The organism is Streptomyces sp. ISL-1 (assembly GCF_018614585.1).
In the GTDB taxonomy this organism is placed as follows: domain Bacteria; phylum Actinomycetota; class Actinomycetes; order Streptomycetales; family Streptomycetaceae; genus Streptomyces; species Streptomyces maoxianensis.
In genome coordinates this window covers 132,357-158,717 of the sequence record NZ_JAGGOI010000040.1, presented here as the reverse complement: position 1 = coordinate 158,717, position 26,361 = coordinate 132,357, and the positions used below count along the sequence as shown (strand labels likewise).

At 70.1% G+C, this 26,361-nt stretch carries 28 protein-coding genes and 3 pseudogenes; 8 read left to right on the top strand and 23 right to left on the bottom strand.

Annotated elements, in window-relative coordinates; translation table 11 throughout:
- Positions 1–110: 110 nt before the first annotated feature.
- Entirely contained in the window at positions 111–1,538 is a 1,428-nt protein-coding gene (locus J7E87_RS28145; RefSeq protein WP_215097346.1) for a glutamate decarboxylase, read from the top strand.
- Here J7E87_RS28145 and J7E87_RS28140 read toward each other — a convergent pair.
- From J7E87_RS28140 to J7E87_RS28115, 6 genes and pseudogenes are all read right to left on the bottom strand, one after another.
- Positions 1,519–1,797: pseudogene (locus J7E87_RS28140) on the bottom strand (ATP-binding cassette domain-containing protein); the annotation flags it as partial. The gene J7E87_RS28145 and the pseudogene J7E87_RS28140 sit on opposite strands and share 20 nt — an antisense overlap.
- Positions 1,798–1,893: 96 nt before the next feature.
- Positions 1,894–2,535: a PadR family transcriptional regulator gene (locus J7E87_RS28135; RefSeq protein WP_215097345.1), complete on the bottom strand. Its 642-nt coding sequence runs from the start codon at positions 2,533–2,535 to the stop codon at positions 1,894–1,896.
- A gap of 91 nt (positions 2,536–2,626) precedes the next feature.
- A complete protein-coding gene (locus tag J7E87_RS28130; RefSeq protein ID WP_215097344.1) occupies positions 2,627–2,860 on the bottom strand; it encodes a hypothetical protein in 234 nt (77 codons plus the stop codon).
- A gap of 55 nt (positions 2,861–2,915) precedes the next feature.
- Positions 2,916–3,494, bottom strand: coding sequence for a DinB family protein (locus J7E87_RS28125; protein WP_215097343.1), 579 nt, complete (start codon positions 3,492–3,494; stop codon positions 2,916–2,918).
- Positions 3,495–3,672: 178 nt separating this feature from the next.
- On the bottom strand, positions 3,673–5,130 hold the full coding sequence (locus tag J7E87_RS28120; RefSeq protein WP_215097342.1) for an aldehyde dehydrogenase family protein: 1,458 nt from the start codon (positions 5,128–5,130) through the stop codon (positions 3,673–3,675).
- Positions 5,131–5,189: 59 nt separating this feature from the next.
- Positions 5,190–6,053 carry a helix-turn-helix transcriptional regulator gene (locus tag J7E87_RS28115; protein ID WP_308313100.1) on the bottom strand — a complete coding sequence of 288 codons (864 nt, stop codon included), beginning with the start codon at positions 6,051–6,053 and terminating at the stop codon, positions 5,190–5,192.
- A gap of 354 nt (positions 6,054–6,407) precedes the next feature.
- Here J7E87_RS28115 and J7E87_RS28110 point away from each other — a divergent pair, with 354 nt between their 5' ends.
- Positions 6,408–6,926, top strand: coding sequence for an ATP-binding protein (locus J7E87_RS28110; protein ID WP_215097340.1), 519 nt, complete (start codon positions 6,408–6,410; stop codon positions 6,924–6,926).
- Positions 6,927–7,017: 91 nt separating this feature from the next.
- On the opposite strand, the gene J7E87_RS28105 is transcribed toward J7E87_RS28110, so the two are convergent.
- The 8 genes and pseudogenes from J7E87_RS28105 to rpmG form a co-directional block, all read right to left on the bottom strand.
- A complete protein-coding gene (locus J7E87_RS28105; protein ID WP_215097384.1) occupies positions 7,018–7,251 on the bottom strand; it encodes a DUF397 domain-containing protein in 234 nt (77 codons plus the stop codon).
- Positions 7,252–7,370: 119 nt separating this feature from the next.
- A pseudogene (locus J7E87_RS28100) lies at positions 7,371–7,833 on the bottom strand (SRPBCC domain-containing protein).
- On the bottom strand, positions 7,830–8,180 hold the full coding sequence (locus tag J7E87_RS28095; protein WP_215097339.1) for a helix-turn-helix transcriptional regulator: 351 nt from the start codon (positions 8,178–8,180) through the stop codon (positions 7,830–7,832). Before J7E87_RS28095 ends, J7E87_RS28100 begins: the two are co-directional and overlap by 4 nt.
- Before the next feature lie 7 nt (positions 8,181–8,187).
- On the bottom strand, positions 8,188–8,562 hold the full coding sequence (locus tag J7E87_RS28090; protein WP_215097338.1) for a VOC family protein: 375 nt from the start codon (positions 8,560–8,562) through the stop codon (positions 8,188–8,190).
- Positions 8,563–8,619: 57 nt separating this feature from the next.
- Positions 8,620–8,862: a 30S ribosomal protein S18 gene (gene rpsR, locus J7E87_RS28085; RefSeq protein ID WP_215097337.1), complete on the bottom strand. Its 243-nt coding sequence runs from the start codon at positions 8,860–8,862 to the stop codon at positions 8,620–8,622.
- Positions 8,862–10,007, bottom strand: coding sequence for a GTP-binding protein (locus J7E87_RS28080; RefSeq protein WP_215097336.1), 1,146 nt, complete (start codon positions 10,005–10,007; stop codon positions 8,862–8,864). Before J7E87_RS28080 ends, rpsR begins: the two co-directional genes overlap by 1 nt.
- Positions 10,004–10,252, bottom strand: a complete 249-nt coding sequence (locus J7E87_RS28075; protein ID WP_215097335.1) for a type B 50S ribosomal protein L31 — start codon at positions 10,250–10,252, stop codon at positions 10,004–10,006. The genes J7E87_RS28080 and J7E87_RS28075 overlap by 4 nt, the downstream gene beginning before the upstream one ends.
- A gap of 8 nt (positions 10,253–10,260) precedes the next feature.
- Positions 10,261–10,425 (bottom strand): 50S ribosomal protein L33, encoded by a 165-nt coding sequence (gene rpmG, locus J7E87_RS28070; protein ID WP_215097334.1) that lies wholly within the window; start codon positions 10,423–10,425, stop codon positions 10,261–10,263.
- Positions 10,426–10,491: 66 nt separating this feature from the next.
- Between rpmG and rpmB the strand changes: the two genes are divergently transcribed.
- The 4 genes from rpmB (at position 10,492) to J7E87_RS28050 (ending at position 12,543) form a co-directional block, all read left to right on the top strand.
- Positions 10,492–10,728, top strand: a complete 237-nt coding sequence (gene rpmB / locus J7E87_RS28065) for a 50S ribosomal protein L28 (RefSeq protein ID WP_215097333.1) — start codon at positions 10,492–10,494, stop codon at positions 10,726–10,728.
- A complete protein-coding gene (gene rpsN, locus J7E87_RS28060) occupies positions 10,728–11,033 on the top strand; it encodes a 30S ribosomal protein S14 (RefSeq protein ID WP_215097332.1) in 306 nt (101 codons plus the stop codon). Before rpmB ends, rpsN begins: the two co-directional genes overlap by 1 nt.
- A 51-nt stretch (positions 11,034–11,084) precedes the next feature.
- Positions 11,085–11,555, top strand: a complete 471-nt coding sequence (locus tag J7E87_RS28055; protein WP_215097331.1) for a hypothetical protein — start codon at positions 11,085–11,087, stop codon at positions 11,553–11,555.
- Positions 11,556–11,874: 319 nt separating this feature from the next.
- Positions 11,875–12,543, top strand: coding sequence for a hypothetical protein (locus J7E87_RS28050; protein ID WP_251018100.1), 669 nt, complete (start codon positions 11,875–11,877; stop codon positions 12,541–12,543).
- Between the two features lie 43 nt (positions 12,544–12,586).
- Here the strand turns inward: J7E87_RS28050 and J7E87_RS28045 are convergent, their stop codons facing one another.
- From J7E87_RS28045 to J7E87_RS28030, 4 genes are all read right to left on the bottom strand, one after another.
- Positions 12,587–13,708, bottom strand: coding sequence for a DUF2786 domain-containing protein (locus J7E87_RS28045; RefSeq protein ID WP_215097330.1), 1,122 nt, complete (start codon positions 13,706–13,708; stop codon positions 12,587–12,589).
- A gap of 107 nt (positions 13,709–13,815) precedes the next feature.
- Complete coding sequence (locus tag J7E87_RS28040) at positions 13,816–14,655, bottom strand: nitrilase-related carbon-nitrogen hydrolase (protein WP_215097329.1); 840 nt, start codon at positions 14,653–14,655, stop codon at positions 13,816–13,818.
- A 112-nt stretch (positions 14,656–14,767) separates the two neighbouring features.
- On the bottom strand, positions 14,768–15,406 hold the full coding sequence (locus J7E87_RS28035; RefSeq protein WP_308313099.1) for a lipoprotein: 639 nt from the start codon (positions 15,404–15,406) through the stop codon (positions 14,768–14,770).
- Between the two features lie 129 nt (positions 15,407–15,535).
- Positions 15,536–16,441: an NADP-dependent oxidoreductase gene (locus J7E87_RS28030; RefSeq protein WP_215097328.1), complete on the bottom strand. Its 906-nt coding sequence runs from the start codon at positions 16,439–16,441 to the stop codon at positions 15,536–15,538.
- A gap of 126 nt (positions 16,442–16,567) precedes the next feature.
- On the opposite strand from J7E87_RS28030, the gene J7E87_RS35995 reads away from it, so the two are divergent.
- Both J7E87_RS35995 and J7E87_RS28020 read left to right on the top strand, forming a co-directional pair.
- Complete coding sequence (locus tag J7E87_RS35995; protein WP_215097327.1) at positions 16,568–17,833, top strand: LuxR C-terminal-related transcriptional regulator; 1,266 nt, start codon at positions 16,568–16,570, stop codon at positions 17,831–17,833.
- Positions 17,834–17,885: 52 nt separating this feature from the next.
- Positions 17,886–19,571, top strand: coding sequence for a bifunctional 3'-5' exonuclease/DNA polymerase (locus J7E87_RS28020; protein ID WP_215097326.1), 1,686 nt, complete (start codon positions 17,886–17,888; stop codon positions 19,569–19,571).
- 1 nt (position 19,572) lies between these two features.
- Here the strand turns inward: J7E87_RS28020 and J7E87_RS28015 are convergent, their stop codons facing one another.
- The 5 genes and pseudogenes from J7E87_RS28015 to J7E87_RS27995 all read right to left on the bottom strand — a co-directional run bounded on the left by J7E87_RS28015 (position 19,573) and on the right by J7E87_RS27995 (position 26,124).
- On the bottom strand, positions 19,573–21,291 hold the full coding sequence (locus J7E87_RS28015; RefSeq protein ID WP_215097325.1) for a hypothetical protein: 1,719 nt from the start codon (positions 21,289–21,291) through the stop codon (positions 19,573–19,575).
- A gap of 73 nt (positions 21,292–21,364) precedes the next feature.
- The gene (locus tag J7E87_RS28010) at positions 21,365–21,874 is read right to left on the bottom strand and encodes a SigE family RNA polymerase sigma factor (RefSeq protein WP_215097324.1); all 510 of its coding nucleotides are present in this window, start codon (positions 21,872–21,874) and stop codon (positions 21,365–21,367) included.
- Between the two features lie 104 nt (positions 21,875–21,978).
- Positions 21,979–24,893 (bottom strand): annotated as a pseudogene (locus J7E87_RS28005) (BTAD domain-containing putative transcriptional regulator).
- A gap of 322 nt (positions 24,894–25,215) precedes the next feature.
- On the bottom strand, positions 25,216–25,674 hold the full coding sequence (locus J7E87_RS28000) for a pyridoxamine 5'-phosphate oxidase family protein (RefSeq protein ID WP_215097323.1): 459 nt from the start codon (positions 25,672–25,674) through the stop codon (positions 25,216–25,218).
- A 105-nt stretch (positions 25,675–25,779) separates the two neighbouring features.
- Positions 25,780–26,124, bottom strand: a complete 345-nt coding sequence (locus J7E87_RS27995) for a VOC family protein (RefSeq protein ID WP_215097322.1) — start codon at positions 26,122–26,124, stop codon at positions 25,780–25,782.
- Between the last annotated feature and the right edge of the window lie 237 nt (positions 26,125–26,361).

Below are 26,361 nucleotides of genomic sequence, written 5' to 3'. Positions count from 1 at the left end.
TCGTTTCTCGTTACGCGACTCAGCCTGCTGCCTCACGTTGCGTGAGGTGCAAGCCCGTACGAGCCTGAGAGCTGAACGCTTACACCACGGGCGAGGGAAGGCGGCGGACGATGCCACTCCACAAGGGCGCGGGCGGCGGTGCCCGCGAGGAGGAGCGGGAAGCGCGCATGCTCTCCCTCAATCCTTTCTACGGCCCGGCCGACCCGGTCAGCGGAATGACCTCGGCCCCGCCCACCCACCGGCTCCCCGACGGCCCGCTGCCGCCCTCGACGGCGTACGGCCTGGTCCATGACGAGCTCATGCTCGACGGCAACTCCCGGCTCAACCTCGCCACCTTCGTCACCACCTGGATGGAGCCACAGGCGGGGGTACTGATGGCGGAATGCCGGGACAAGAACATGATCGACAAGGACGAGTACCCTCGCACCGCCGAGCTGGAGCGGCGCTGTGTGGCCATGCTCGCCGACCTGTGGAACGTCCCGGACCCGGCCGCCGCGGTCGGCTGCTCGACCACCGGCTCCAGCGAGGCCTGCATGCTCGCCGGCCTGGCGCTCAAGCGCCGCTGGACACTGCGCAACGCCGACCGCTATCCCGCGACCGCCCGCCCGAATCTCGTGATGGGTATCAACGTCCAGGTCTGCTGGGACAAGTTCTGCACGTTCTGGGAGGTCGAGCCGCGGCTCGTGCCCATGGAGGGCGACCGCTTCCATCTCGATCCGCAGGCGGCGGCCGATCTCTGCGACGAGAACACCATCGGCGTAGTGGCCGTGCTCGGCTCGACCTTCGACGGGTCCTACGAGCCGGTCGCCGAGATCTGCGCCGCCCTGGACGACCTCCAGGAGCGCACCGGCCTGGACATCCCCGTCCATGTCGACGGGGCGTCCGGCGCGATGGTCGCTCCCTTCGTCGACGAGGACCTCGTCTGGGACTTCCGGCTGCCGCGGGTCTCCTCGATCAACACCTCCGGGCACAAGTACGGCCTGGTCTATCCGGGTGTCGGCTGGGCGCTGTGGCGCTCGGCCGCCGAGCTGCCCGAGGAACTGATTTTCCGGGTCAACTATCTGGGCGGCGACATGCCGACCTTCGCCCTGAACTTCTCGCGCCCCGGCGCCCAGGTCGTCGCGCAGTACTACACCTTTGTGCGGCTGGGCCGGGAGGGCTACCGGGCCGTCCAGCAGGCCTCCCGGGACGTCGCCCGCCGGCTCGCCAACCGGTTCGAGGCCCTCGACGACTTCCAACTCCTCACCCGCGGCGACGAGTTGCCCGTGTTCGCCGTCACCACCGGGCCCGGCGTGGAGAACTTCGACGTCTTCGACGTCTCCCGGCGGCTGCGCGAGCACGGCTGGCTGGTGCCCGCGTACACCTTCCCGGCCAACCGAGAGGATCTCTCCGTACTGCGCGTGGTCTGCCGCAATGGCTTCTCGTCAGATCTCGCGGAGCTGTTGATGGAGGATCTGGACCGGCTGCTGCCCGAACTGCGCCGCCAGCCCTACCCGTTGAGCAAGGACACGGCGGCGGCGACCGCCTTCCACCATTGACGGCCGCCTGTCCGAGCAGCCCGATCCGCCGTCGCACCTCGGCCGCCTCGGTCCGTACGTCGTGGCCCGCCACCCGCACCACGCCCTCGTCGTGCCGCAGCAGCGTCGTCATGATGCGTACGGCGGTGGTCTTGCCCGCGCCGTTGGGCCCGAGCACGCCGTGCACCGTGCCGCGGGCCACCGTCAGATCCAGTCCGTCCAGAGCCCGTTTCTCCCCGTACCGCTTCCGCGCGCCCTCGACGACGATCGCGTCCGTCATGCATCCCCTCCAGCACCTCAAGCACCCGCAAAGCATGTAGTCAAACTTGACTACGGCCTCGAAGGTAGACCCAGATTCACGATTGGTCAAACTTGATTAGCCCTGATCTCCCTCATGCGGCGCTCCCGTCGCATAGGGGTTCTCCTCGCCCTCGGCGAGCACCCCCACAAAGGGATCGCCCTCCCCCGAGAAGGTGTACGCCCCCTCCTCGATCCGCCGGATCAGGCCCCGCGTCCACTCGGCTCCGAAGTCCGCGGAGCCGACCCACAGGTTCATGATCTCGCCGATGTGCCCGAGCGACTGGGGGCCGTCCTCGGGGGTGTAGTACTCCGTCACCGCGGCCCGCCACTCCTCCAGGCCACGCACCCGCTCCTTCAGCAGCGCCACGGCCTCGTCCCGCTTCAGCTCGACGATGAAGCCGACCCCCGCCGAGAGCACGTCCATCTTCTGGTCATAGACCGTCAGGGACTCCCGCAACAGCCGGAAGAACTCCTCGGTGCCCTTCCCTGTCATCTCGTACTCGGTGCGCGGCGGACCGCCTGCCGTCGACGGCGCGATCTCATGGGCGTGCAGCAGGCCTTGCTTCGCCATCTGCTTCAGCGCGTGGTAGATCGAGCCGGGCTTGGCGTTGGACCACTCGTGGGCGCCCCAGTATTCGAGGTCGTTGCGGACCTGATAGCCGTGCGCCCGCCCGTGCTGGCGCACCGCCCCGAGCACCAGAAGCCGGATCGCTGACATCCCGTACCCTCCTATTCAACTTTGACTAGGGTACGCGCAACACCCCTGCCCGTAGGCCATCGGGAAGGTCGGTCGCCTGGCCGCCTCCTGCTCAGGGGACCCACTTGTACTGGCCTCCACCGACCCATCTCACCTGAGCGGGATCGTCGAAATCGATATGGGTCAGCCCCGCCCGGCGCGCCAGCATGATCAAATCCAGCATGTCGTGGGCGGTCCCGGCCACCTCCCCCTTGATCTCCACCACGCGGAACGGCGGGTCATCCGCCACCACGGGGAAAACGACCACGGGAGTGGGGTGGAACGCCTCTTCGGCATCGTTGGTCATGCTTACAGCGTGTGGCAGCTACGCGGCGCGCACACGTCGAGTGGCCCCGCGGAGGCTATCGGCCCCAGTCCCGGCCGCTCTCCATGGCCACCAGTTCGAACGCGCTCTTGCCGTCCAGCGACTCGCGGATGATGTCCGCGTGGCCCGCGTGCCGGCCGACCTCCTCCACCAGATGCAGCAGCATCCAGCGCATCGAGACCGCGCCGTCCTTGGGGAACCAGGGCGCGTCGGGCAGCGGGAAGGTGTCATCCAGGCTCGGCACCGAGTGGATGAACTCGTCGGTCTCCCTGGCCACCGAGTCCCAGAAGGCCAGCATCCCCGGGATCGTCTCGTCACCGACAAGCCGGAAGCTGTCGCCCCAGGTCTCCTCGTTGCGCGCCTTCTCTCCCCCAGAGCTGTCTCCGGGAGGTGCCCCCTGCTTCTGCTGCGCCATCCGCAGCCAGTTCAGCTCCGTCTTCGCGACATGCTTGATCAGCCCGGACAATGAGAGCTCGCTGGCGCTCGGGCGGCTCGCCGCCTGCTCCCCGGTCAGTCCGAGAACCGAGCGGCGGATCGCGCCGCGCTGCGCCTCAACGAAGGACAGGAGCGCGCCGCGCTCGTCACCGGGGGCCGCTGCGGGAACGTGAGTGACCATGATGTCCGCCCTTCCGAGCCTGGCTGTGCCGTCCTGACAACAACCAAGCTACGGACCCTTGCGGTCAGTCTCTGTCCGCAAGGGTCCTGCGTCGCGGAGATCCCGGGCGCGGCGATCCCGGGCGCCGAGATCCCGAGCGCGGAGATCCCGAGCGCGGCGATCCGAGGTCACCGAGAGCTCAGAAGGGGAACTGCGAGCGGCCGTGCTGCACCGAGATCCACTTCTGCGTGGTGAACGCCTCGATCATCGACTCGCCGTTCAGCCGCCCGCTGCCGGAGTGCTTCTCGCCGCCGAAGGGGACGATCGGCTCGTCGTGGACGGTGCTGTCGTTGATGTGGATCATCCCGGTGTTGATCCGCTTGGCGATCCGTACACCTCGCTCGATGTCACCGGTGTGCACCGCGCCGCTGAGCCCGTACGGGGTGTCATTGGCGATCCTGACCGCCTCGTCCTCCCCGTCGAACGGCACGATCAGCGCCACGGGGCCGAAGATCTCCTGCTGCAGGACCGGCGAGTCGGCCTCGAGTCCGGTCAGCACCGACGGGCCCACCAGATTGCCCTCGGACGTCCCGTGCAGCAGCGCGATCGCGCCGGCCTCGACGGTCTGGTCGACCAGTGCCGTGACCGCGTCGGCCTGCGAGGAGTTGATGAGCGGGCCGATGTGGGTCTGCGGGTCCGCCGGGTCGCCGACCTTCAGGGTCTTGACCTTGGCGACGAACTTCTCGGTGAACTCCTTCTCCACGCTCCGGTCGACCAGGACGCGGTTGGCGGCCATGCAGACCTGGCCCTGGTGCACGTAACGGCTGAAGACCGCCGCGTCCACCGCGTAGTCGATGTCCGCGTCGTCCAGCACGATCAGCGCGCTGTTGCCGCCCAGTTCGAGGATGGCGCGCTTGAAGTTGGCCGCGCAGACGGTGGCGACATGCTTGCCCACGCTGTCGGAGCCGGTGAAGGAGATCGCCTTGGGCACCGGGTGCTCCAGCAGCGCGTCGCCGATCTCGGCTATGTCGGTGATGACGACGTTCAGCAGTCCGGCCGGCAGGCCCGCGTCCTCGAAGACCTTGGCCACCAGGGATCCGCCGCAGATCGGGGTGTTCTGGTGCGGCTTGAGGACCACCGCGTTCCCCAGTGCCAGAGCCGGCGCCACCGACTTGATCGACAGCAGGAAGGGGAAGTTGAAGGGGCTGATGACGCCCACGACGCCGACCGGCAGGCGGTAGACGCGGTTCTCCTTGCCGTCGACCGGCGAGGGGAGGATCCGGCCCTCGGGCCGCAGGGCGAGCTGCACCGCTTCGCGCAGGAACTCCTTGGCGAGGTGCAGCTCGAAGGCCGCCTTGAGATGCGTCCCGCCCAGCTCGGCGATGATCGTCTCGGTGATCTCCTGCTCGCGGTCCTCGATGATCCGCAGGGCGCGCTCGAAGACCAGCCGGCGGGCATAGGGATTGGTCGCGCCCCAGGCTTCCTGCGCGCGCTCCGCGGCGCGGTAGGCCTGGTCCACCTCCGCGGCGGTGGCGACCGGGATCGAGGCCAGCTTCTCCCCGTCGTACGGGTTGAAATCGATGATGTCCCAGGAGCCGCTGCCCGGCCTCCACTCGCCATCGATGTACTGGTGGGCCAGCTCGGTGAAGAAGGACATGTGATCCGATTCCTTACTGCAGAAGCAGATGCCTGATGTCACGTCATCGTACTTGTGTTTCAGATGAGTTGGAGGAGCCCACGGAGGAGATCCCGGCTCTCGGCCGGATCCGGACTGTCCTGCTGGAGACGCTCCATCACTCGTTCGTACTGAGCGACCTCCTCGCGCTTGTCCAGATAGAGGGCGCTGGTGAGCTGCTCCAGATAGACGACGTCGGAGAGGTCGGACTCGGGAAAGCGCAGCATGGTGAAGGAGCCGCTCTCGCCCGCGTGCCCGCCGAAGCTGAAGGGCATCACCTGCAGGATGATGTTCGACTGCTCGGAGATGTCGATCAGATGCCTCAACTGCCCCTGCATCACGGCCCGGTCGCCGTACGGGCGGCGCAGGGCCGCCTCGTCGATGATCGCGTGGAAGCGGGGCGCACGCTCGGAGACGAGGACCTTCTGGCGCTCCAGGCGGAGCGCGACCCGGCGGTCGATCTCGGCGCGCGGGGCGTCGGGGATGCCGCGGGTGACGACTGCGTGCGCGTACGACTCGGTCTGCAGCAGACCGTGCACGAACTGCACTTCGTAGATGCGGATGAGCGAGGCGGCGCCCTCCAGGCCGACATATGTCTGGAACCAGCCAGGCAGCACGTCGCCGAAGCTGTGCCACCACCCGGCGACATTGGCCTCCTTGGCGAGGCCGAGGAGGGATCCGCGCTCGGATTCGTCGGCGACTCCGTAGAGCGTCAGCAGATCCTCGACGTCCCTCGCCTTGAAGCTCACCCGTCCCAACTCCATGCGGCTGATCTTGGATTCGGATGCGCGGATGGAATATCCGGCCGCCTCGCGGGTGATGCCGCGCGACTCGCGCAGCCGCCTCAGCTGGGAGCCCAACAGGATGCGCCGCACCACGGAACCGGAAGACTCGCTTGCGGTCACGACTCCAACCCTCCCCATCGCTAGGTCTCGCTACGTCGATGTGTGTGTCGTTGCTTGTCGATGTGCGTCGTTGCCTGTCTCGCGGAGCGCCCCCGAACCCCGAGACCGGGATTCTGCCACCAAAAGCTTCAGCCCGTACTCATTCGATTACGGAAATGAGACAGCTTCGGGAAGAGGGGTGAAACAGATCAGCGGAAGAAATGAGCAAGAACCGGCACCGGGGTGGACAGTTCGGGCAGCTGCACGTGCATCTGCCCTTGCATCTGCCCTGAGCATTGGCAACCATGGTCCTCGCGCACCTGCGTGCTCGTTCGTGTTGTAGCGTCACAGCCGCGATTCCTGGGAGTGCCTCGCATGGGACCGAATGGATCGACCATGCTCGAGCCGTTACGGCAGGGGCTTCCCCCCATCGATCCCGCGGCGGTCTCCAGCTCGGCCTCGTGCGCCCTGCCCGCCCGCTACGAAGCGGTGCGCGGGGCACGGCAGTTCACCAAGTCGACGCTCGGGCAGTGGGATCTGAGCGACCGTTTCGACGATGTCGCGCTGGTCGTCTCCGAACTTGTCACCAACGCACTGCGGCACGCGCTGCCCGCCGACACCCCGCGGGAGACCCGCCAGTCCCAGGATCCGCCAGTGCGCCTGCATTTGATGCGCTGGACCAGCCGGCTGGTGTGCGCGGTGCGCGATCCCAGTCACGACAGTCCAGGGGCGTCCGGCGACAGCGAGGACGCCTCTTTTCCGGACCCGAGCGGGGGCGCCGAGTCGGGCCGCGGCCTGTTCCTGGTGGACTCCTTCAGCGACAGCTGGGGCTGGCACCCGCTGGCCGGGTCGCTGCAGGGCAAGGTCGTCTGGGCGCTGTTCCGGCTGGGCTAGACCTCGCCCGGGCCGAGCGGCCCCCGCGGCGCCTCGCTCGCGAAGCCACCCAGCCACGCCCCCGGACCACCGCGGCCACGGACTCGCACGACTAGACCAGGTGATCGAACTCCCCGTCCTTGATGCCGAGCAGCAGCGCTTCTATCTCTGCGGGCGTATAGACCAGGGCGGGGCCGTCGGGGTGCCGTGAATTGCGCATCGCCACGTCTCCGCCGGGCAGCTTGGCGAACTCGACGCATGACCCTTGGGAGTTGCTGTGTCTGCTCTTCTGCCAGACGACCCCTTGAAGCTCCGTGGCCGCCATGCCGTTGTACGCGTGGTGCACGAGAACGCTCCCGGGGTACAAGGTGCAGGTCAACTGTCCCGGATCATAGCCGTGTTCCATATGCCAATGCATGAGCGGCTGCACGGGCAGATGCACGTGCACGCCGGGTGTTGCCTTGGTTACAGCTCCTCCAGCGTCTCGCGCAGGGCCTGCAGGACCTGCGACCGCCAGCCGCCGCCCATCAGCTTGTGCGCCATGACCTGAGCCGGGTCGTCCGGGTCGAATCCCTCGTGTACAAGGAAGAGACGTGTCCCGCGCCCTTCCGGCTCCAAGGTCCAGGTGATCGTCCAGTCGGCGGGGTTCCGGGCGCCCATGGCGTCGGTCCAGCGGACCCGCTCGGTTTCGTACGCCAGGACCTCGGCCCGGACGGTGCCGGAGAAGTTGGTGTTGGGCCGTGTACCGGTGGCCCACTTCGAGGCGGAAGTCACCCGGCATCAGCCACTCGGCGATGAGCTCGGGCTCGGTCAGCGCGCGCCAGACTTTGGCGGGCGGATGGGCCAGGAACTGGTCGACGCGGATGGTGGTGAGGTCTTCGTCACGCTCGCCACCGCGCCGGCCGTCACGTTCGTACGGGGAGGTCATGGCTCATCGTCGGGCATACGGTCGAGCAGCTCGCCGAGCCCCTTGAGCCTGTCGCGCCAGAATCGCTCGTAGGGATGGAGCCAGTCCTGCACCTCCGCGAGCGGGGCGGCCTCCAGACGGTAGATCCGCTGTCGCCCCGCGCGCTCCTCGGAGACCAGACCGGCCTCCCGGAGCACCTTGAGATGCTCCGAGAGGCTCGGGCGGCGCATGTCGAAGTGGTCGGCGATGGCCTGGACCGGCTGTGGACCGGTGTCGCGCAGCAGCCGCAGCACCTCGCGGCGGGTGGCGTTCGCGAGCGCGGCGAAGAGCCGGTCCTCACTCGCTTCGCGCGCACCGGTGGCACTCATGGCGGATCTACACGCCTTCCTTCTCCGTCAGCAGCATCAGACCGTTGCCGTCGAGGTCCCGGAAGGCGGCCATCCGACCCCAGGGGAGGTCGCTCGGCCCGTCCACGGTCACCCCGGCCGCGGCGAGCTTCGCACAGTCGGCGTCGACATCGGTCGTGACCAACATGATCCCCTGCGCGGAGCCGGGAGTGAACCCGCCCATGCCGGGACCCGAGAGCGTGAAGACGGTCTGTGCCCCCTCCGGCGCGACCTGGAGCCAGCGGCCGGGCGGCATCTCCCGGTCGGCGGTGACCTCGAAGCCGAGGACGCCGTTGTAGAAGGCCTTGGCCCGGTCCTGGTCGGTGACGGGCAGCGTGACGAATGAGGCGTGGGTGATGTTCATGCGAACAAGATAGGTAGGAGATTCCCTACGGGTCAAGCGTAGGGAATCTCCTACTCATCACTTGCCGGAGGAGTACGGCAGCAGCGCCATCTCTCGGGCGTTCTTGATCGCACGAGCCAGCAGACGCTGCTGCTGGGCGCTCACCCGGGTCACCCGGCGGCTGCGGATCTTGCCGCGGTCCGAGACGAACTTCCGCAGCAGGTCCGTGTCCTTGTAGTCGATGTACGAGACCTTCGCCCGGCCCAGCGGGTTGGGGCGGGACTTGACCGGCTTGCGCGGGTCGGTGCGGCGGGGGGACATCAGACCTCCAGGAGGGAGTCGAAGGCGGGCGGCAGCCGCTTCCAGGCCTCGCGGCCCGCGGCGTACTCGGCATCGGTCAACAGGCAGGATTCGAGGAGCTGTTCCAGGCCGTCGCGGTCCAGGCCCGGCGAGGTGAAGACCAGGTGCTGGCAGCAGTCCCCGTGCTCGGGGTGCCAGTCCAGCGCGGCCGCGGCCCGGCGCACCGGCGCAACCAGGTCCCAGGCGGCGTCCGGCAGCGAGGCGAGCCAGGGGCCCGCGTTCTCCACACAGAGCGCGCCGCCCGCCGCGTCCCAGGCCAGCAGGGTGTCCGGGCGGTCGGCCAGCCAGAAGCGGCCTCGGCTGCGGGCCGCTGCGCAGGTCAGGTCCTCCAGCGCCTGATAGAGCCGCTCCGGGTGGAAGGGGCGGCTGCGGTGCCAGACGTACGTACCGACCCCGCAGTCGTCCGCCTCCTGTGGCAGCAGGGCACAGGCCGGGTGCTGGGCGGCCGCGGCGGCCTCCACGTCGAAGCCGGCCAGCGCCGCGGCGGCCAAGTCGGCTCCGCCGACGGCCACTTGGCGGGCGGTGGGGTGCAGCTGGGCGAGCAGCGCGCGGTCCTCGTCGGAAGCACCCTGAGGTCCTTCGCTGTCGACGACGGCGAGCACCGGCGCGTACTCCAGCTGGCGCGCCCAGGTGTCGGCGACCGTACGCTGGTCGCTGGTGGCGGCCGCGAGCCCCGCGTCGATCAGATCGTCGCTGTTGGCGAGGTAGGGCAGCAGCAGGGCCGCGTCGACGGCGGTCATCACCGAGGTGACGGTGAGGCGTTCGCCGCCGTGCGCCGCGACGACCTCGGCCATCGCCTTCGGCTCGACGGAGTCCCACAGCTCGACGATCGCGAGCCGGGTGGTGCCGCCGTCCGCGAGCCGTTCCAGTTCGGGCACCAGGTCCTCGCGCAGCGCACAGCAGGCGCAGTCGTTGACCAGCGGCGTCTCGCCGGTGCTCTGCACGCCGTGCGCGTCGCGGACGCTGCGTACGACCGTCCCCCGCGCGGCGGTCGACAGGTCATGGTGGAGCGCGACGCTGCCGGGCACCGTGGCCAGCAGCCGCTCCACGGCGGCTTTGCGGGCGTCGGAGTGCAGCCCGGCGACGAGCGCGACAGGGAGCCTCACGCTCGTCCTCCGTACCGCCGCTCGAAGCGCTCCACCCGCCCGGCCGTGTCGAGCACCCGCGCGGTCCCCGTATAGAAGGGGTGGCTCGCGGAGGAGATCTCGACGTCGATGACGGGATAGGTGTTGCCGTCCTCCCACTCGACCGTCTTCTCGCTGGTCGCGGTTGAGCGGGTGAGGATGGCGAAATCGGCGACCTTGTCGCGGAAGACGACGGGGCCGTACGGGGGATGGATACCGGGCTTCATCGCGCTGCTCAGCGCTCCTCTCGGAATTCGACGTGCTTGCCGACCATCGGGTCGTACTTGCGCAGCGTCATGCGGTCGGGGTTGTTACGGCGGTTCTTGCGGGTCACGTAGGTGTAGCCGGTGCCTGCGGTGGAGCGGAGCTTGATGATCGGGCGGAGTTCGTTGCGGGCCATGGGGTTAGTATATGGAAATGGTTTCCATTACCAAATGGGTTCCCGTCGACGAGAGGTGAATCACCTGTGTCCGCCCACTGCCAGCTGACCGGCGCCCAGCCGGGCTTCGGCAACAACATCTCCCACTCACACCGGCGCACGTCGCGCCGCTTCGACCCCAACATCCAGCGCAAGCGCTACTGGCTGCCGAGCGAGGGCCGCAATGTCCGGCTCACGCTGAGCGCCCGCGCGATCAAAGCCGTCGACACGATCGGGATCGAGGCCGCCGTGGCCCGCATCCGCGCCCGCGGGGTGAAGGTCTGATGGCAAAGAAGAGCAAGATCGCCCGCAATGAGCGGCGCAAGGAAGTCGTCGAGCGATACGCCGAGCGGCGTGCGGAGCTGAAGGAGATCATCCGCCGCGGGGACACGAGCGCGGACGAACGGGCCGCCGCGCAGGCAGAACTGCGTCGCCAGCCGCGGGACGCGAGCGCGACGCGGGTGCGCAACCGGGACAGCGTGGACGGCCGGCCGCGCGGGCATCTGCGGAAGTTCGGCCTTTCGCGGGTGCGGCTGCGTGAGCAGGCACACGCCGGATTCCTCCCGGGAGTTCGCAAGTCCTCCTGGTAGCTTGGCGCGGTCTTGAAACCGGCCTTGAAACCGACAACGGGGGACCGACAAGTGCACAAGCGGGTACGTACTTCAGTCGCCGCGGCGGCTCTCGTCGCAGCTCTGGCGCTGACCGGCTGCGGCAGCGACGAAAGCGACGACGCGGGAAAGGACGCCAAGGCGCCTGCCGCGCCCACTGATGCGGGTGGCGGCGGCGCGGGCAGCGGGAACATGGAGGGCGCCTGGTCCGGCAAGACCGACGGCAAGTCCGTCGACCTCGCCGTCACCGGGACCAAGGCCGTGCTCATCGCCGACGGGCATGCCTGCACCGGCGAGGTGGCGGAGATGGGCAAGCCGATGCTGTCGCTGAAGTGCGCGGACGGGAACACCGACCGCACGATGGGCACGATCGAGTCCAACGACGGCAAGACCCTCGTCATCTCCTGGGACGCGGGCGCCAAGGACACGCTCACCAAGTCCGCGACGGGCAAGCTGCCGGAGGGCCTGCCGACCGGTATGCCGACGGGCATCCCGACTCCCTGACGTACGGCGTCGGTTACGGGCCTCGGACCCTCACGGGTCCGAGGCCCGTCGTCGTTGAGGTCGTTGTTGACGTCGTTGTTGATGTCGTTGTTGAGGTCGTTGTTGAGGCGCGGGGACGTGAGCGGGCCGGCCTCCGCAGTCGGCGGTTTCACCCTCAACTACAACTTTGCGCTTTCTTGGTGTGGCTGCAGGGGCTGTTGGGACAGCCTCACAGGCAGGCGGTGACCGCCGACGTGGCATCGCGAGGCCTCAAGTCCCGTACCGCGTCGTTACGTTCACCGACTCCCCACTGCACAACGCGAAAGGCACCAGGATGAAGATGAACAGCGCCATGCGGCACGGCGGCCGGTTACTGGCCATGACGGTGGCGGCATGCGGAATCGCGGCGGCGACCACCCTGCCCGCGGCCGCCGAAGAGCAGCCGACCCGGGAGCAGCTCATGGCCGACTGCGGCTCGGGCGAGGGCAAGTGCACCTTCAACTCCCCCAAGCTCGGCGACGCGTACCTCGGCGAGTTCCGACAGGTCTCCGACTCCCTCTTCAACTGCAGTACCTCGGACGCCACTCAGTCCATGACCTGGAATGACACCGTGGGCTCGACCGACTCGGTCGGCGTCTCGGTCACGGCGGGCGGCAAGATCGCGGGCATCGTGGACCTGAGTGTGACGGCGAGCTACAGCCACAGCTGGTCGAGCACCCACTCGGAGAGCAGCTCCCTGAACATGACGGTGAAGCCGGGTGAAGTGGGCTGGATATCCCGCGCCCAGGTGATGCAGCAGGTCTCCGGCACCTGGCAGACCCACTACGACAGCCCCAAGTGGGACCACTACTACTGGTTCTTCGAGGACACCATCACCGGCCCGGCCAAGAACGGCACGGACGGCACGAGCAACGCGGTGGTCGTCAAGAGCCGCAAGATAACGGCTCAGGAGAAGAAGTCCTGCGCCGCCGACGCCCACACCGGCAGGGCGTTCGTCCAGCAGCGCTGATCCACGGGTCCCTGCCCGGCCTCCGGGTGGGGCAGGGGCCCTCTCAGGGCGTGATGCGCGGGTGAGTCTTCGACACCTGTGCGCTGTCCGCCGCCGCCGTGCCGTGGGTCCAGCCCGCCTCGTCCGTCACGCCGCGGACCCGCGTGGTGGTCGTCTGCGGGAACATCTCCTCCGCGCGGTCCGTGACCGCCACATCCCGCGATGCCAGCACCGGCAGCAGGTCCGCGGTCACCACTTCTTCCGCCACCGCCGCGAGCCGTTCGCCGAGCCGGTGGGCGTACGCCATCAGGAACGACTGCCGGAAGGTCTTCGTACGCTTGCGGCCGCCGGCACGCTGGACCGCCTCCGCGCGGGTCATCGCCGCCGTCCCCTGCACCAGCAGCGAGGTGTACAGCAGCTCGACGCCATCCAGATCGGCCTCGAAGCCGACGACCGTCGAGAAGCCGAAGGCGCTGTTCCACACCGCGCGGCAGCGGTTCGCGGAGGCGACCGCGTCGAGAAGGATCGCCTTCGCCGTCTCGTACGGGGCATCCACGCCGATTCTGCAGGCCGCGGGGGCGTCGGGACGGTGTGTCCGGGCGGCGAGCAGGGCCTCGTCGACGCTGTAGCGGGCCATCAGCTCCTGGGCCTTTGCGGTGAGCGCCTCCGCCTCCTCGGGATAGCCGGTCGCTTCGGCCTTGGCGAGCAGGGCGCGGATGCGGGTCAGCATGCGCGGCTCGTGCGCGGAGGGCTCCGCGGTGAACGGTGCGCCGGGGACGGGCCCCACCGGTTCGATCGAGGGCAGCCGGACCAGCAGCCGGTAGAGCTCCAGCACGGCGCCGGCGTACGAGAAGCGGTCCGCGGTGTGAGGGGCCTGCTTCAGCTCGTCGAGCTGGGCCCGCCAGCGTGGGGCGAGATGTGCGTAGCGCCCGCTCTCCCCCGCGATCAGCCCGGCGACCAGCCGCTCATGCGCCTCACCGAGGTCACGCCGGATGATCCGTACGACATCGGCGGGCTGCCAGCCCCGCTCCCAGGCCCGGCGTACGAACTCCTCGCCGCGCAGCCTCAGTTCCGCGTCGGCGGACGGATCGGCGGCCAGCAGGGAGGCGCCGGTGTCGAGCCCTTCGTGGCCATCTGCGTACAGCGCAGCCGCGAACGCCTTCTCGACCGTACCGACTGTGCTCACGCCTCCGATGATCCCATGGGCCGGGGCAGGCTCCGAGGACGCCGCCGGCGGCCGGACTTTCAGCCCGTCCGGCGATTGAGGACGAACCGGCCGCCGGACGGCCCGGGCTAGCTGTCGCCGCCCTCGTCGATCAGACGGCGCACCTCGCGGTCGATCAGCCCCAGGCGCGCCTCCGCCACCAGCGGCACCGCCCGCCGCTGCCGACGCGCCTCATGAGCGTCGATGTCCACGGTGACGAGCCCCGGCTCCCACTTGGGAGCCTGGGCGACCACCGCCCCACGCGGGTCGACCACCCGTGATCCACCCCAGAACGACGCCCCGTTCTCGCTCCCCACCCGGTTCACGAAGACGACCCAGCACTGCATCATCCGAGCCGTGTAGGCGAGCAGACTGTCCCAGTACAGGCCCGTGTCCATCGCCTCCGGATCGAGGCTCGCGGCGCTGTTCGCCGTTACGAACAGGACCTCGGCCCCGTCCTGCACGGCGAGCCACGGCAGCACCGGCTGCCAGGCGTCGTTGCAGATCAGCGTGGCCGCGCGACCGGCACCGCGCGGCAGGTCGTACGCCCGCAGCAACTGGCCGGGGCTGACGTGCTTGCGCTCCTCCCAGGCCAGATAGTTGGGCAAATACAACTTCCGATGGGTGTGCACGAGTTCACCGCCGCTGTAGTACGCGCAGGCGTTGAACGCCCGCATCGCGGTGTGCTCGTGGAATCCGGCCATCACGTCCGCGCCGTACGTCCCCAGCTTCAGCAGCCGCGGATCGCGTGCCTCCACCGAGGTGTCGCGCGTCAGCGCGCCCAGGTGATAGCCGTGCAGACTCAGCTCGGGGAAGACGACGAGGTCGGAGCCCTGGGCGACGGCCTGCTCTATCTGCTCACGGGCCGTCTTGAGATTCGCATCCACATCGCCCAGTACGCAGTCGGTCTGGGCCAGTGCCACTCGCATGCAACGAGCCTCGCAGCGCCGCGGCGATCGGGCACCTCGGGCGGCCCGTACGGAGGCGGACCCGCCGGCGAGCACGCTCCGCGCCGCCCGGCACCGAGCACGCTCCGGGCCGTCAGGCGCCGCGCACGCTCTTCTTCGCCAGCTCGTACGCCGGGAGCATCCCCTCGTGCTCCTCGTTGTCCAGTCCGCCGAGATGCACGACGACCACGCCCTTGGGGGTGGTGAAGGCGAAAGCCCGCTCCTTCTTGGGCGCATCCAGGAACTCGTTGGTGTTGAGGTAGGTCACCTCGGTGGCGGCGTACTCGCCCGCCTTGGTCCCGGCGTACGCCACCTTGTCCCGGTCCTTTGCCTCCTCCGCGACGAACGCTTCGAGAGCCTTGCGTGGATCGTCACCGCTGCGGCCACCGGTCCATATGCGCAGGAAGCCGATGTTTCCGGTGGGCTTGGCGTCGATCTCGCAGACGAGGGTCACGGGACCCTGCCGGGTCAGCCCGAACTCGGTGTCGTCCTTGACGGCCTGCGGCTTCCATCCCGCCGCGAGGTCGAACGAGACGGGCAGTGCGCACGGCGAACCCGCGCCCCCGACCGTGCCCCCCTTGGCCGCGGCCGGCGTCCCGGTCTTCGCGGCGCTCTTCGCCCCGTCCTTGGCCTGGCTCTTCGCGGCACCCGTCGGCCGGTCCGGCTCCGGGTCCGACGAACAGCCGCTCAGCACCCCCATCACGAGCACCGCCGGGACCAGCCCCGCGCCCACGCCGCGTCTGAGACCTCGACCTCGTACCACGATTCCCCACCCCTGCCTCAGCTCGAACAAACTTGCTCGATCCTAGAGAGGCCGACGGAGGTGGAAGGACGTGGGACCGGTGGTCACCGAGGTCGCCCGCTACGGAGTGACCACAAGCTTTCCCCCTGCATGACCCGTCTCGCTCAGCGCCTGTGCCTTGGCCGCCTCCGCCAGCGGGAAGACCCCCACGACCGGGATCCGGAGCCTGCCGTCCGCCGCCAGCCCTACATGCTCGGCGAGGGCGATCTCCGGGTTCTCGACCATGCCCGCCGAGAACGTCACTCCGTGCGCGGCCGCCTCCGGATCCGCGATCGTGATGATCCGGTCGGTCGTGCCGCCGCGCAGCTCGATCGAGTCCGGCAGCGCGCCCTTGCCCGCCGTGTCGAAAACCGCGTCCACACCCTCGGGTGCGACGTCGCGAACCCTGGCGACCAGCCCTTCGCCGTACGCCACCGGAGTCGCGCCCAGCTCGCGCAGGTAGTCGTGGCGGGCCGGGGACGCAGTGCCGATGACCTTGGCACCGGCCGCCACGGCGAGCTGTGTGGCCGCCGTGCCGACCGCGCCCGCGGCCCCGTGCACCAGCAGCGTCTCGCCGGCCCGCACACCGAGCAGGTCGAGCACCCGCTGGGCGGTCTCGGTCGCGACCGGCAGCGCGGCTGCGTCGGCCCAGTCGAGGCCGGCCGGCTTGGGCACGAAGGACTCGGCCAGGGCGTACTGCGCATACGCGCCGGTGGTGGTCCACCCCACGACCTCGTCGCCGACCGCCGCCGTCACGCCCTCGCCGACCTCGTCGACGATCCCGGCGAACTCCACGCCGGGAATCGCGGGCAGCGGGGTCGGGACGACCTCCTGCATCCAGCCGTGACGGATCTTGTAGTCGACCGGGTTGACGCCCGCGGTCTTGACCCTGACGCGCACCTGGCCGTGTCCGGCGTGCGGCTCCTCGGCCTCGGCGAGGTGCAGCACCTCTGGTCCGCCGAACTCTTCGAAAACGATCGCTTCCATGTCTGGCTCCTTCCGCCGGAATCAACCTTCCATCGCCGACGGGCCAGGACCGGCCCGTCTTTCGGACGGTTCGACCTGGCCGAAGGAACAGCCGCTCGCACCGGTCCGAGTCGTACGCTGGCCGCTATGGAACTCACCGGATCCGTGCCCGCCGCGTCCGCCCTGGCCGCCGCCCACGAAGTGATCCGTCAGCCGCTCGGCCAGATCCTGCCGCGGCTGTCCGCGACCCTGGACCGGCTCATTCCGCATCTGGCCGCGGCCGAACTGTCCACGCACTGCGCGCACTCCCCGTTCAAGACGTACGGCGAGGGCTCTCTGGCCGGGCGGATCACCACGGCCGACCTGCACCCGCTGGTCGCCTCGGTGCCGGCCGGGCAGCCCTGGCAGGGCACGGCCAGGATCGGCGGGGACGAGCACCCGGTGCTCGCGGTGGCCAGCGACGCGACGCCGCGCGGGGCGCTGCTGGTGCTCGTACGCAGCGAGAACGTCGCGATCGCCGGGCCGGACACCGCCGTCGTCCAGGCCATGTGGGATCTGGTGACCAGTCACTTCGACCGGCTCGCCACCGAGGCCGTGCCGGGCACGCTGGCCCAGTCGCGGGCCGCCGCCGGGGAGCGCGCGAGGGTGATCGCCGAGCTGACCGAGACGCATGCCACCGCGCTGTCCGGGCTGCTCGGCGTACTGCGCGGCCGGGGCCTCGACGACGCGGCCGCCCGCGCGGCCGCCGTCGACCTTGCCGTCAATGCGCTGGTCGAACTGCGGGCCGAGACGGAGAGGGACCAGGCGGTCGCCGAGGAGCCCGCCGGGCAGGCCTTCGCCCGGCTCGCGGACTCGCTGCGGCCGCTGGTGCGCTACAGCCCGGTCCGTCTCGAGCTGGGCGCGCCCGACTCCGCGCGGCCGCTGGCCGCCGATGTGGCGCACGCGGCGCGCGCGATCGTACGGGCGGTACTGCTGACCGCTCTCGAACAGGACGCGGTGGGCCGGATCCATGTCGGCTGGCACCTCACCAACGGCGAACTGCGCGCGACGGTACGGGACGACGGCCCGGGTGAACTGTCCACCTGCACGTTCGGCCCGAGCCGGGTCGGCGAGCGCCTCGAAGCGCTGGGCGGGCGGCTGGATATCGACGCGGTGCCCGGCTGGGGCACGACGGTCACGGCGACGATCCCGCTGGGGGCACCGGACACCTCGCCCGCCGATCCGCTCCGCTCGCTGGGGGCGCGGGAGCTGGAGGTGCTCAGGCATCTGGCCCGGGGGCACCGCAACCGGGTGATCGCGCAGGAGCTGCACATCAGCGAGTCGACGGTGAAGTTCCATGTCGCGAACATCCTGACCAAGCTGGGGGTCGCCTCTCGGGGCGAGGCGTCGGCGCTCTTCCACTCGGTGGCCTGACACCCATCGCCACGCGGGGCCGTTGTCAGACCCGGCTGCCACACTCGCACCCATGAGCGATCGATGGGCTCTGGCGGCGGCGGAGGGCGACGGGGCGCGGCTCGTCCCCCTCGGCCCCGACGGCCTGCCCACCGGGCCCGTGCGGGCGGAGCCCGATCTGGTCGAGGCCGTCCGGTCCCGGCCGGAGGTCGGCCGGTGGGTCTGGCGCTCCACCGCCGAGATCTATCCTCGCCTGCTGGCGGCCGGGGTGCGCGTCGAGCGGTGTTACGACATCGAGGACGCGGAGCTGCTGCTGCTCGGCCACCAGGGCCGGCTCGGCGAACCTCGGTCGGCGGCAGCCGCCCTGGCCCGGCTGCGGAACGCCCCCGTACCACCCGATCCGCCGCAGCGCGCGGCCGAACCGGGTTCGCAGTCCTCGCTGTTCGAACCGCAGCCCGTGCCCGTACCGCTCGAGGCGCTGCTCGAGGTCTATGCCGACCAGTTGCGAAGACACGAGGCCGCCGAGCACCCCGGACGGATGCGGCTGCTGACGGCCGCCGAGTCGGCGGGGATGCTGGTGGCCGCGGAGATGAACCGGGCGGGGCTGCCGTGGCGGGCGGACGTCCACCGGGACGTCCTGCACGAGCTGCTGGGCGAGCGGTACCCGGGCGGGGGCGAGCCGCGCCGGCTCGCGGAGCTGGCCGAAGAGGTGTCGGCAGCGTTCGGGCGCCGTGTGCGCCCCGATCTGCCCGCGGACGTGGTGAAGGCCTTCGCGCAGGCCGGGATCAAGGTGAGGTCGACGCGCCGCTGGGAGTTGGAGGAGCTCGACCATCCGGCCGTGAAGCCGCTGATCCAGTACAAGAAGCTGTACCGCATCTGGACGGCGCACGGCTGGAGCTGGCTGAAGGACTGGGTGCGCGACGGGCGGTTCCGGCCGGAGTATCTGCCCGGCGGCACGGTGTCCGGCCGCTGGACGACCAATGGGGGCGGGGCACTTCAGATCCCGAAGGTGATCCGGCGCGCGGTGGTCGCGGACGAGGGCTGGCGGCTGGTGGTCGCGGACGCCGACCAGATGGAGCCCCGGGTGCTGGCCGCGATCTCCCGCGACCGCGGCCTGATGGAGATCTCGGGCCACGATGGCGACCTCTACTCCGCGCTGTCCGACCGGGCCTTTTCCGGCGACCGCGACCACGCGAAGCTCGCGCTGCTCGGCGCGATCTACGGCCAGACGTCGGGCGACGGCCTGAAGAACCTGGCCATGCTGCGGCGCAGATTCCCGCTGGCCGTGGCGTACGTGGACGACGCGGCCCGAGCGGGCGAGGAGGGCCGGCTCGTACGCACCTGGCTGGGCCGCACCAGCCCCCGGGCGGTCGGGTCGGGCGACGACGAGGAGGCGGGGATCCCCCAGGAGAGCGAGGAACTCCCCTCGCCGGATACGGAATTCACCCCCGGCTACGCGTCGTCCAACGCGCGGGCGCGGGGCCGTTTCACCCGTAACTTCGTCGTACAGGGCAGCGCGGCGGACTGGGCGCTGCTGATGCTGGCGGCGCTGCGACAGGCCACCGCGGGGATGCGCGCGGAGCTGGTCTTCTTCCAGCACGACGAGGTGATCGTGCACTGCCCGGCCGAGGAGGCCGAGGAGGTGGCGAAGGCGATCCGCGCGGCCGGGGAACTGGCCGGGCGGATCGCCTTCGGTGAGACGCCTGTGCGGTTTCCGTTCACGACGGCGGTGGTTCAGTGCTACGCCGACGCGAAGTGAGTCACCGGGAGGGGAAAGGCCTCTCCATCGCTTTGAGGTAGGCCTCGTCGTTCCACTGGGAGGCCAGGGCGATCTTCTTGAGCAGCGGCACATTGAGCGGTGGGCTGTTGCGCGTCGCGTCGGCGTCCGGGGTCGGCGCGTTGTAGGCGGTGAGAGTCACCTGCTTACCTCCCGGCAGACTGGCCGTGACGATCCAGCGGACCGCACCTTTGCCGCCCGCCTCCACCCGCTCCTGGCGGACATCGAGCAGCGTGTCCCCGGTCTTGTTCGTCCTGCTCTTGTCGAGGCTGACCTCGACGGATCCGGCGCCCAGGCCGTCCTTGTTCAGGGTGAGCCGGGACCAGCACGTGCTGTCGCAGCCCTTGACGTGCGGGTTTCCGGACTTCGCCGACTGACGCAGATGCATCAGTTGACGGACGTATTCGTCGGCCTCGTGCCAGGTCGGCCGGGTGGCTCCGCCGACCGACTCCTCGGGAGCGGCGGGCAGTTCGTCAAGGGCAGGCTGCCACTTCTTGGACGAAACCAGGACCCGCAGCTGCTCAACGGTGAGGGGCGGCGTGTCCCGGGTTGCCCTGCCACCGTCCCGTTCGGGGGTGTTCCACTCGGAGATCTCGACCATGTGTCCCTGCGGGGAGAGATAGGTGGCCGTCCAGAACTTGCGGAACCCTCCACTCTTTCCGTACTCCTCCCGGTAGACGCGCACCTTGGAGCCGTCCGCCGAAGTGGTGACGGTGCAGTGGGGCACGCGGCGGCAACTTGTGTACTGCCGGGTCGAGTAGCCATGAGGGTCGACGCGGTACAGCTCGGCTGTGACGCCTGCCTTGCCCTTGCCGTCGTCGTACACGAACGACGCCGCCGGGCCCAGCTGATCGCCCGTGCCCCGGCCCTTCTCGTCGCTGAACGACCCCGCCGGAAGCAGTCCCTTGAACGTGCTGGTCAGCTCGGTTCCCGAGATCTTCCCCAACGGGTTGACGAAGGCCGGGTCGACCGCCGGCTCGCCTCCCAGCGGATCGGGCACGGGGAACTTCTTCAGCTCGTTCCGCCACTCGTTCGCGTTGAGCCGGTGCAGGTCGTACATGAGGACCGGCACCTTGCGAGTGCCGGTGGCCTGCCGGGGATCGGGGGTGTTCCACACGGTGGCTTCGACGACGAAGCCCTCGGGTGTGATGATCTGGTGCCGCACGGACTTGGTGTCAAGGGTGGTGTACGGAGCTTCGTGGCTCTCGACGTTCAGGCTCCGGGCGCCGTCCGTTTGCGACCGGGCCCGGCACTTCCTGTCGGCCGGTTCACAGCCCTCGGCACCTGCCCGCAGATCGGCCTTGCCCATCCTGAACTCGACCAGCCCCGCGCCCTTCCCGTCGTCATAGACGAACGAGACGTGCGCGTACTCCCCCGGCTTCCGCGGCAGCACTTTCTCCTGGCTGAACGTCCCCGCGGGGGCCAGCTTCTTCCAGATCTCGAAGACCCGTCCGCTGTCCAGCGAGGGGGCTTCCCTCGCGACGTTCGTCTCGCCGCTGCCGTCGCCGAGCAGCCCGCCCGCGTACGCCCCCGAGCCCATCAGGCCCAGTGCCACCACGCTCGCGGTGACCGCGAGTACGCGCCTGCGGCGCACCGTGCGACGGCCGCGCTCCACACCCGTCGTCAGCAGGGTCTGCTGGTCGCTGTCGAAGGTGTTGCCGATTCGGCGCAGCGCCTCGCCGAGTTCGTCCTCGAAAGACATGGGGAACCACCAGTTCTCGGAAAGTCCGGGGAAAGTGCTCGGGGGCCGGTCAGGACCCGGGTCAGGAGTCAGGTCAGCGCGCGACGAACTCGGCGAGGCTGGAGCCCAGGGCGTCGCGCAGTTTGCCAAGTGCCCGCGATGACCTGGTCCGCACGGCAGCCGTACTCGTGTGCATCGCCTCGGCGGTCTCCGCGATGCTGCGGTCCTCCCAGTACCGCAGCACCACCACAGCCCGGTCCTTCGGCGCCAGTTCCCCCAGCGCCTGCAGGAGCGAGATCCTCACCTCCGGTTCGCCGCCCGGCGTCGCGGTCTCGTCGGGCACCTCGGCCAGTGGACGCTCGGTGGCCGAGCGGCGCCGGCGGTGGCTGAGGAAAGCGCGCACCAGCACCGTCTGGGAGTACGCGGCAGGGTTGTCCACCCGCGCCATCCGGCCCCACACCACATACATCCGGCTCAGCGTCTCCTGCACCAGATCCTCGGCGAGATGGGTGTCGCCGCTGGTGAGCAGGCATGCGGAGCGAAAGAGATGGCCTGTGCGGCCGGCTGCGAATTCCATGAATTCGTCCGCGCGGGACTGTCTCATGCCCTCCCCGTTCATCCCCGTTGTCCAACTTGCTTCGTCGCTCGGGGCTTCTTGCCCCTCACCTCATTGACGCGGTGACCCGGGCGGAATGTTTCACAGGGAATTCAGAGGGTGGCGGGCCGGCCCAGCAGCTCCCGCAGCTCGTCCATGAGCGCCACATGCTTGCCGTCGAGCGCCTCCAGCGCGGTCAGCGCCGACTCCCACAGCTCGCGCGCCTCGTCCTCGCCGCCCTCGGCGTGTACGAGCAGTCCGCGCTGGTGGCGCGCGAGAGCCTGCATCTGGGTGTCGGTCCGGGACCCCGCGCGCTCCAGCAGCAGCGCGCATTCGCGGTGGGCGTCCTCGGCGCGGCCCAGTTCGCGCAGGGCGCGGACCCGGCCGATGCGGGCCTGGGACTGGGTGTGCCAGTCGCCGTCGTCGCCGATCAGGGTGAGGCTCTCGTCGAAGTGCCGGGCCGCTTCCGCCGGTTCGCCGAGTGTGAGATGGGCGTAGCCGATGTTGCAGTGGGCGGTGAGCCGCAGGATCTCGCTGTTCAGCTGCACGCCGGCGGCCAAGCTGCGCTCGTGGCACGCGATCGCGGCGCGGGCGTCGGTGTGCTCGTGCAGATTGCCCAGATGACTGAGGATGATGGCCTCGCCGTGCGCGTCGCCGAGCCGGCGGGCGTACGCGATGGCGGACTCCAGCGCCTCGGTCGCCTCCTCGTACCGGCCGAGCCCCTCCAGCAGCATGCCGCGGTTGCCGAGGCTGCGCTGGATACGGCGGTCGTCGCCGAGGGTGCGCCAGATCGCGACGGCGGACTCGTTCAGGGTGAGGGCGCGCTCGGTCCTGCCGCTGAGGAAGTTCATGCCTGCGAGGTCGGTGAGGGCGTGCGCCTCGGCCGCGGTGTCGCCCGACTTGCGGGCCGCGTCCAGGGCCAACTCGCCCAGCACGGCCATCTCCTGGAGCCTCCCGCGCCGCTGGAGGTACGTGAAACCTGCCCGCGCAAGCAGCAGCGCCGTCGCCGACTGGGACGCGTACCGCTCGGTCAGCGCGAGAAAATTGGGCAGCTCCAGATCGCCCCAGGCCAGGGCCTGTTCGGCGGAGCTGAAGGGCGCGGCCTCGCCGATCGGGGCGGGCAGCCGCAGCCCCGCCTCCTGGCCGGGCGGCAGCAGGGCGATGCCGATCTGGCGGGTGGCCTCGGCGTACCAGACGAGGACGCGCTCGGCGGCCTGCTGCCGGTCGTCGCACCCCTCGGCGAGTTCGCGGGCGAAGTCCCGTACGAGGTCGTGCGGCACGAACCGGCCGTACGAGACCTCCTCGAGCAGCGCCACATCGACGAGCCGGTCGAGGGCGGCCGCGGCGCGCCGCTCGTCGGTGTCCATCAGCCGGGCGACGGCGGGCACGCCGTACTCGGGCAGGTCCACCGCGCCGAGCCGGCGTAGCGCGAGAGCGGCGTCCGGGTCGAGGCCGTCGTGCGCGACGGCGAGCGAGCCGCGCACGCTCAGGTCGTCGTAGTCGAGCTGGTCGAGCCGGCCGGCCTGCGCGTCGAGCAGCCCGGCGAGTACGTCGGCGGTGAGCGCACTGCGGGCGGCGAGGCGGGCGGCGACGACGCGCAGGGCGAGGGGCAGTCGGCCGCACCGTTCGACGAGCCGCTCCAGGCCCTCGTCGAAACCGCGACCCGAGACCGCCCGCAGCAGCATCCCGCTGTCCTCGGCGGACAGCGGCGCGAGCGGGAAACGGGCCGCGCCGTCGAGCGCGGTCAGCGGGGAACGGCTGGTGACGACGACCGCGCAGCCGGGACCGGCTGGCAGCAACGGCCGCACCTGCGCGGCGGACGCGGCGTCATCGAGTACCAGGAGGGTGCGGGTCGGCGCGAGGGTGGATCGCAGCAGGGCCGCGGCCGCGTCCTCCTCGCAGGGCACCTGCCGCGGGTCGACGCCGAGGTCGCGCAGCAGCGCGCGGAGGGCGGAGCCGGGGTCGAGAGGGGTCACGCCGGGGGTGGCGCCGCGCAGATTGACGTACAGCTGCCCGTCGGGGAAGTCGTCCCGCAGTGCGTGGGCGACCCGCACGGCGAGGGCGGACTTGCCGACTCCGGCCATCCCGGAGACGACGACGGGGCGGCTGACACCGCCACCGGCGGCGGCGGGGGCGAGGGCGGCTCGCAACTCGGCGAGCAGATCCTCGCGGCCGATGAAGTGGGCGGGCGCGGGCGGCAGTTGGGCGGGGCGGGGCGGGCGAGACTCGGCTTGGGATGCGGGTGGGGGTGGGGTTGCGGCCATGGCTGCGGCCATGGCTGGGGCTGCCGGCGTACGGAGCACCTCCTGGTAGGCCTTCTGCACCGCCGGTCCGGGGTCGACGCCCAGCTCCTCGACGAGCGTGCGGCGCAGCGACTGGTAGGCCGCGAGCGCCTCCGCCTGCCGGCCCGTACGTGCAGGACCAGCATCAACTGCCGGTGAAATGCCTCGCGCAGCGGGAACTCCGCGACGAGCGCGGTGAGTTCGGGCCCGACCCCGTCATAACGGCCCAGCTGCAGCTCGGCGTCGTACCGCCACTCCAGCATCAGCAGCCGTGATTCCCGCAGCCGTTGTACGAGCGCGGGCGCGCCCTGGTCGGGCTCGTACAACCCGGCCAGCGGACTGCCGCGCCACAGCGCGAGCCCGAGTCGGGCGGCCTCGGCGACCGCGGTCCAGTCGCCCCGCGCGTACGCGGTACGGGCGGTGCGCACCTGCCTCTCGAACACCTCGGTGTCCAGCTCGCCCGGCTCGACCCGCAGCAGATACCCCGGCGGGGCGGCCCGCAGCCGATCGTCCTCGGCGAGCAGCCGGCGCAGCCGCGTCACATGATTGTGCAGGGAGGCGTGGGCGGATGCGGGCGGCTCGTCGGCCCATAGAGCCGCCTTGAGTTCGTCCACGGAGACGACGCGATTCGGCCGCAGCAGCAGCGCGACAAGCAGGGCGCGGACTTTGGCGCTGCTCAGGGGGCGCGGCTCGCCGGAGGCATCGTGCACGGCCGGAGGGCCGAGCAGCACGAAACGCATCCGCATCCTCCCGACCAGTCTCAGCCAATCCATCCCATGAACGTTGGCCACATGTTAGCGATCTGTTGGTGACGGCTGTTTGAATCGATGCATCGGATCCGGCCGGCCCGGTGCTCGGCGTGGAAGCCACACTCGGGGGAGTGTCGCCGCGCGGCCGGATCCGCAGTTCCTTGCGCCGGGCCCGGCCCGGCGCTCCCGGGACGTATCAGTGGTATCTCCGCCCGGACGAAGCGGTCGATCCCCGTCCGGGCGGATGTTTCTCCCAGGACCACGGCAGACCGCCCCCGGCCCGCTCCACGTGATCCGTGTGTCACACGTGATGCGTCTGTCAGGGGACTATCCAGTGCCCCCTGCTCATCAGCTCGCGGCCCTGGATCTCGTTGGCCTCGCGCCAGGCCTGGATCCGCTGCGGATGAATCCGGAAGTAGAGATAGGCGCTGGTCAGTTGGCGCGGATCGAAGCCGGTCTTGGCCGCGAAGGCGTCGCCGACCTCGTCCTTCAGCTCGGCAGCTTCCAGTGCGAGCACGGTCCCCTCGACGAGTACGAGATCGCGAGTCGGGCCGATGCCGAGGCGGACCTTTCCGGTGGCCTGCAGATTGCGGCTGGTCGGACTGGAGGACGGCGTGGCCACCAGCAGCGTGACGCCGTCCCACAGGAAGGACAGCGGCACCAGATAGGGCGTCCCGCTCTCCGGATCGGCCGTCGCCACCCAGGCGTCGACGTCCTGCTCGAGCCGAATCAGTGCGTCCTGCTTGCGTTGTTCGGGGGTCCGGGCGGGCGGGGTCATCCGAAGCTGCCTCCTTGGCATCGACGTTGTCGCGGACGGCCGGCGCGGTCACCGCATGCTGCCCCGTTGACCGCGCCGGACGGCCGGCTGAGGTGATTCGTACCCTCAAGCAGGCTGAATGAGGCCGATGACGTTGCCGTCCGGGTCCTTCACCGTGGCGGTCAGCTTGCCGCCGCCGACATCCTTGGGGCCTTCCAACTCCTGCGCCCCGGCGTCGAGGAGCGCCTTCGCGCTGCTCTTGATGTCGTCAACGTGCCAGTAGACGACGGGGCCGGTCATGCCCTTGCTGTGGCCGTGGGGATCGAGCCCGACGTCCTGGCCGGCGGCCCGGAAGCCGACGTAGTACGGCTCGTCCATGCTGGGCTCGACGCCAAGCAGCTCGCTGAACAGGGCTTTCGCGCTCGCGAGGTCATTCACGGGGTAGACGATCGTCTTGATGCCTTCGGTCATGGCGCACTCCTCAGGTGGTGGTCACGCTGCTCGTCACAGGGACGGGGCCGGTCCATCGGTTCGGTCGTCAGTCCGGTGCGTCAGTCCGTTCCGTCAGTCCGTCCCTCTGAGGGATGACACGCGGCGACCCAGGAGTGTGACCGACAGGCGACACACCTTCGCGGCGGGCTGTCGTCTCCGCGGGCCATGCGCGAGCACAGCCCAAGGCAGGAGGTCTGGCGGGCCAGATCCCTCAAA

What these genes read in the sequence shown, in the direction of transcription:
- J7E87_RS28135 (WP_215097345.1), bottom strand. Translation starts at nt 2,535, where the DNA reads ATGTCAGCGATCCGGCTTCTGGTGCTCGGGGCGGTGCGCCAGCACGGG.
- J7E87_RS35995 (WP_215097327.1), top strand. Translation starts at nt 16,568, where the DNA reads ATGGAACTCACCGGATCCGTGCCCGCCGCGTCCGCCCTGGCCGCCGCC.
- J7E87_RS28010 (WP_215097324.1), bottom strand. Translation starts at nt 21,874, where the DNA reads ATGAGACAGTCCCGCGCGGACGAATTCATGGAATTCGCAGCCGGCCGC.
- J7E87_RS28040 (WP_215097329.1), bottom strand. Translation starts at nt 14,655, where the DNA reads ATGCGAGTGGCACTGGCCCAGACCGACTGCGTACTGGGCGATGTGGAT.
- J7E87_RS28130 (WP_215097344.1), bottom strand. Translation starts at nt 2,860, where the DNA reads ATGACCAACGATGCCGAAGAGGCGTTCCACCCCACTCCCGTGGTCGTT.
- J7E87_RS27995 (WP_215097322.1), bottom strand. Translation starts at nt 26,124, where the DNA reads ATGACCGAAGGCATCAAGACGATCGTCTACCCCGTGAATGACCTCGCG.
- J7E87_RS28125 (WP_215097343.1), bottom strand. Translation starts at nt 3,494, where the DNA reads ATGGTCACTCACGTTCCCGCAGCGGCCCCCGGTGACGAGCGCGGCGCG.
- J7E87_RS28000 (WP_215097323.1), bottom strand. Translation starts at nt 25,674, where the DNA reads ATGACCCCGCCCGCCCGGACCCCCGAACAACGCAAGCAGGACGCACTG.
- J7E87_RS28030 (WP_215097328.1), bottom strand. Translation starts at nt 16,441, where the DNA reads ATGGAAGCGATCGTTTTCGAAGAGTTCGGCGGACCAGAGGTGCTGCAC.
- rpsR (WP_215097337.1), bottom strand. Translation starts at nt 8,862, where the DNA reads ATGTCCCCCCGCCGCACCGACCCGCGCAAGCCGGTCAAGTCCCGCCCC.
- rpsN (WP_215097332.1), top strand. Translation starts at nt 10,728, where the DNA reads ATGGCAAAGAAGAGCAAGATCGCCCGCAATGAGCGGCGCAAGGAAGTC.
- J7E87_RS28020 (WP_215097326.1), top strand. Translation starts at nt 17,886, where the DNA reads ATGAGCGATCGATGGGCTCTGGCGGCGGCGGAGGGCGACGGGGCGCGG.
- J7E87_RS28050 (WP_251018100.1), top strand. Translation starts at nt 11,875, where the DNA reads ATGAACAGCGCCATGCGGCACGGCGGCCGGTTACTGGCCATGACGGTG.
- rpmG (WP_215097334.1), bottom strand. Translation starts at nt 10,425, where the DNA reads ATGGCCCGCAACGAACTCCGCCCGATCATCAAGCTCCGCTCCACCGCA.
- J7E87_RS28110 (WP_215097340.1), top strand. Translation starts at nt 6,408, where the DNA reads ATGGGACCGAATGGATCGACCATGCTCGAGCCGTTACGGCAGGGGCTT.
- J7E87_RS28015 (WP_215097325.1), bottom strand. Translation starts at nt 21,291, where the DNA reads ATGTCTTTCGAGGACGAACTCGGCGAGGCGCTGCGCCGAATCGGCAAC.
- J7E87_RS28075 (WP_215097335.1), bottom strand. Translation starts at nt 10,252, where the DNA reads ATGAAGCCCGGTATCCATCCCCCGTACGGCCCCGTCGTCTTCCGCGAC.
- J7E87_RS28090 (WP_215097338.1), bottom strand. Translation starts at nt 8,562, where the DNA reads ATGAACATCACCCACGCCTCATTCGTCACGCTGCCCGTCACCGACCAG.
- J7E87_RS28095 (WP_215097339.1), bottom strand. Translation starts at nt 8,180, where the DNA reads ATGAGTGCCACCGGTGCGCGCGAAGCGAGTGAGGACCGGCTCTTCGCC.
- J7E87_RS28145 (WP_215097346.1), top strand. Translation starts at nt 111, where the DNA reads ATGCCACTCCACAAGGGCGCGGGCGGCGGTGCCCGCGAGGAGGAGCGG.
- J7E87_RS28120 (WP_215097342.1), bottom strand. Translation starts at nt 5,130, where the DNA reads ATGTCCTTCTTCACCGAGCTGGCCCACCAGTACATCGATGGCGAGTGG.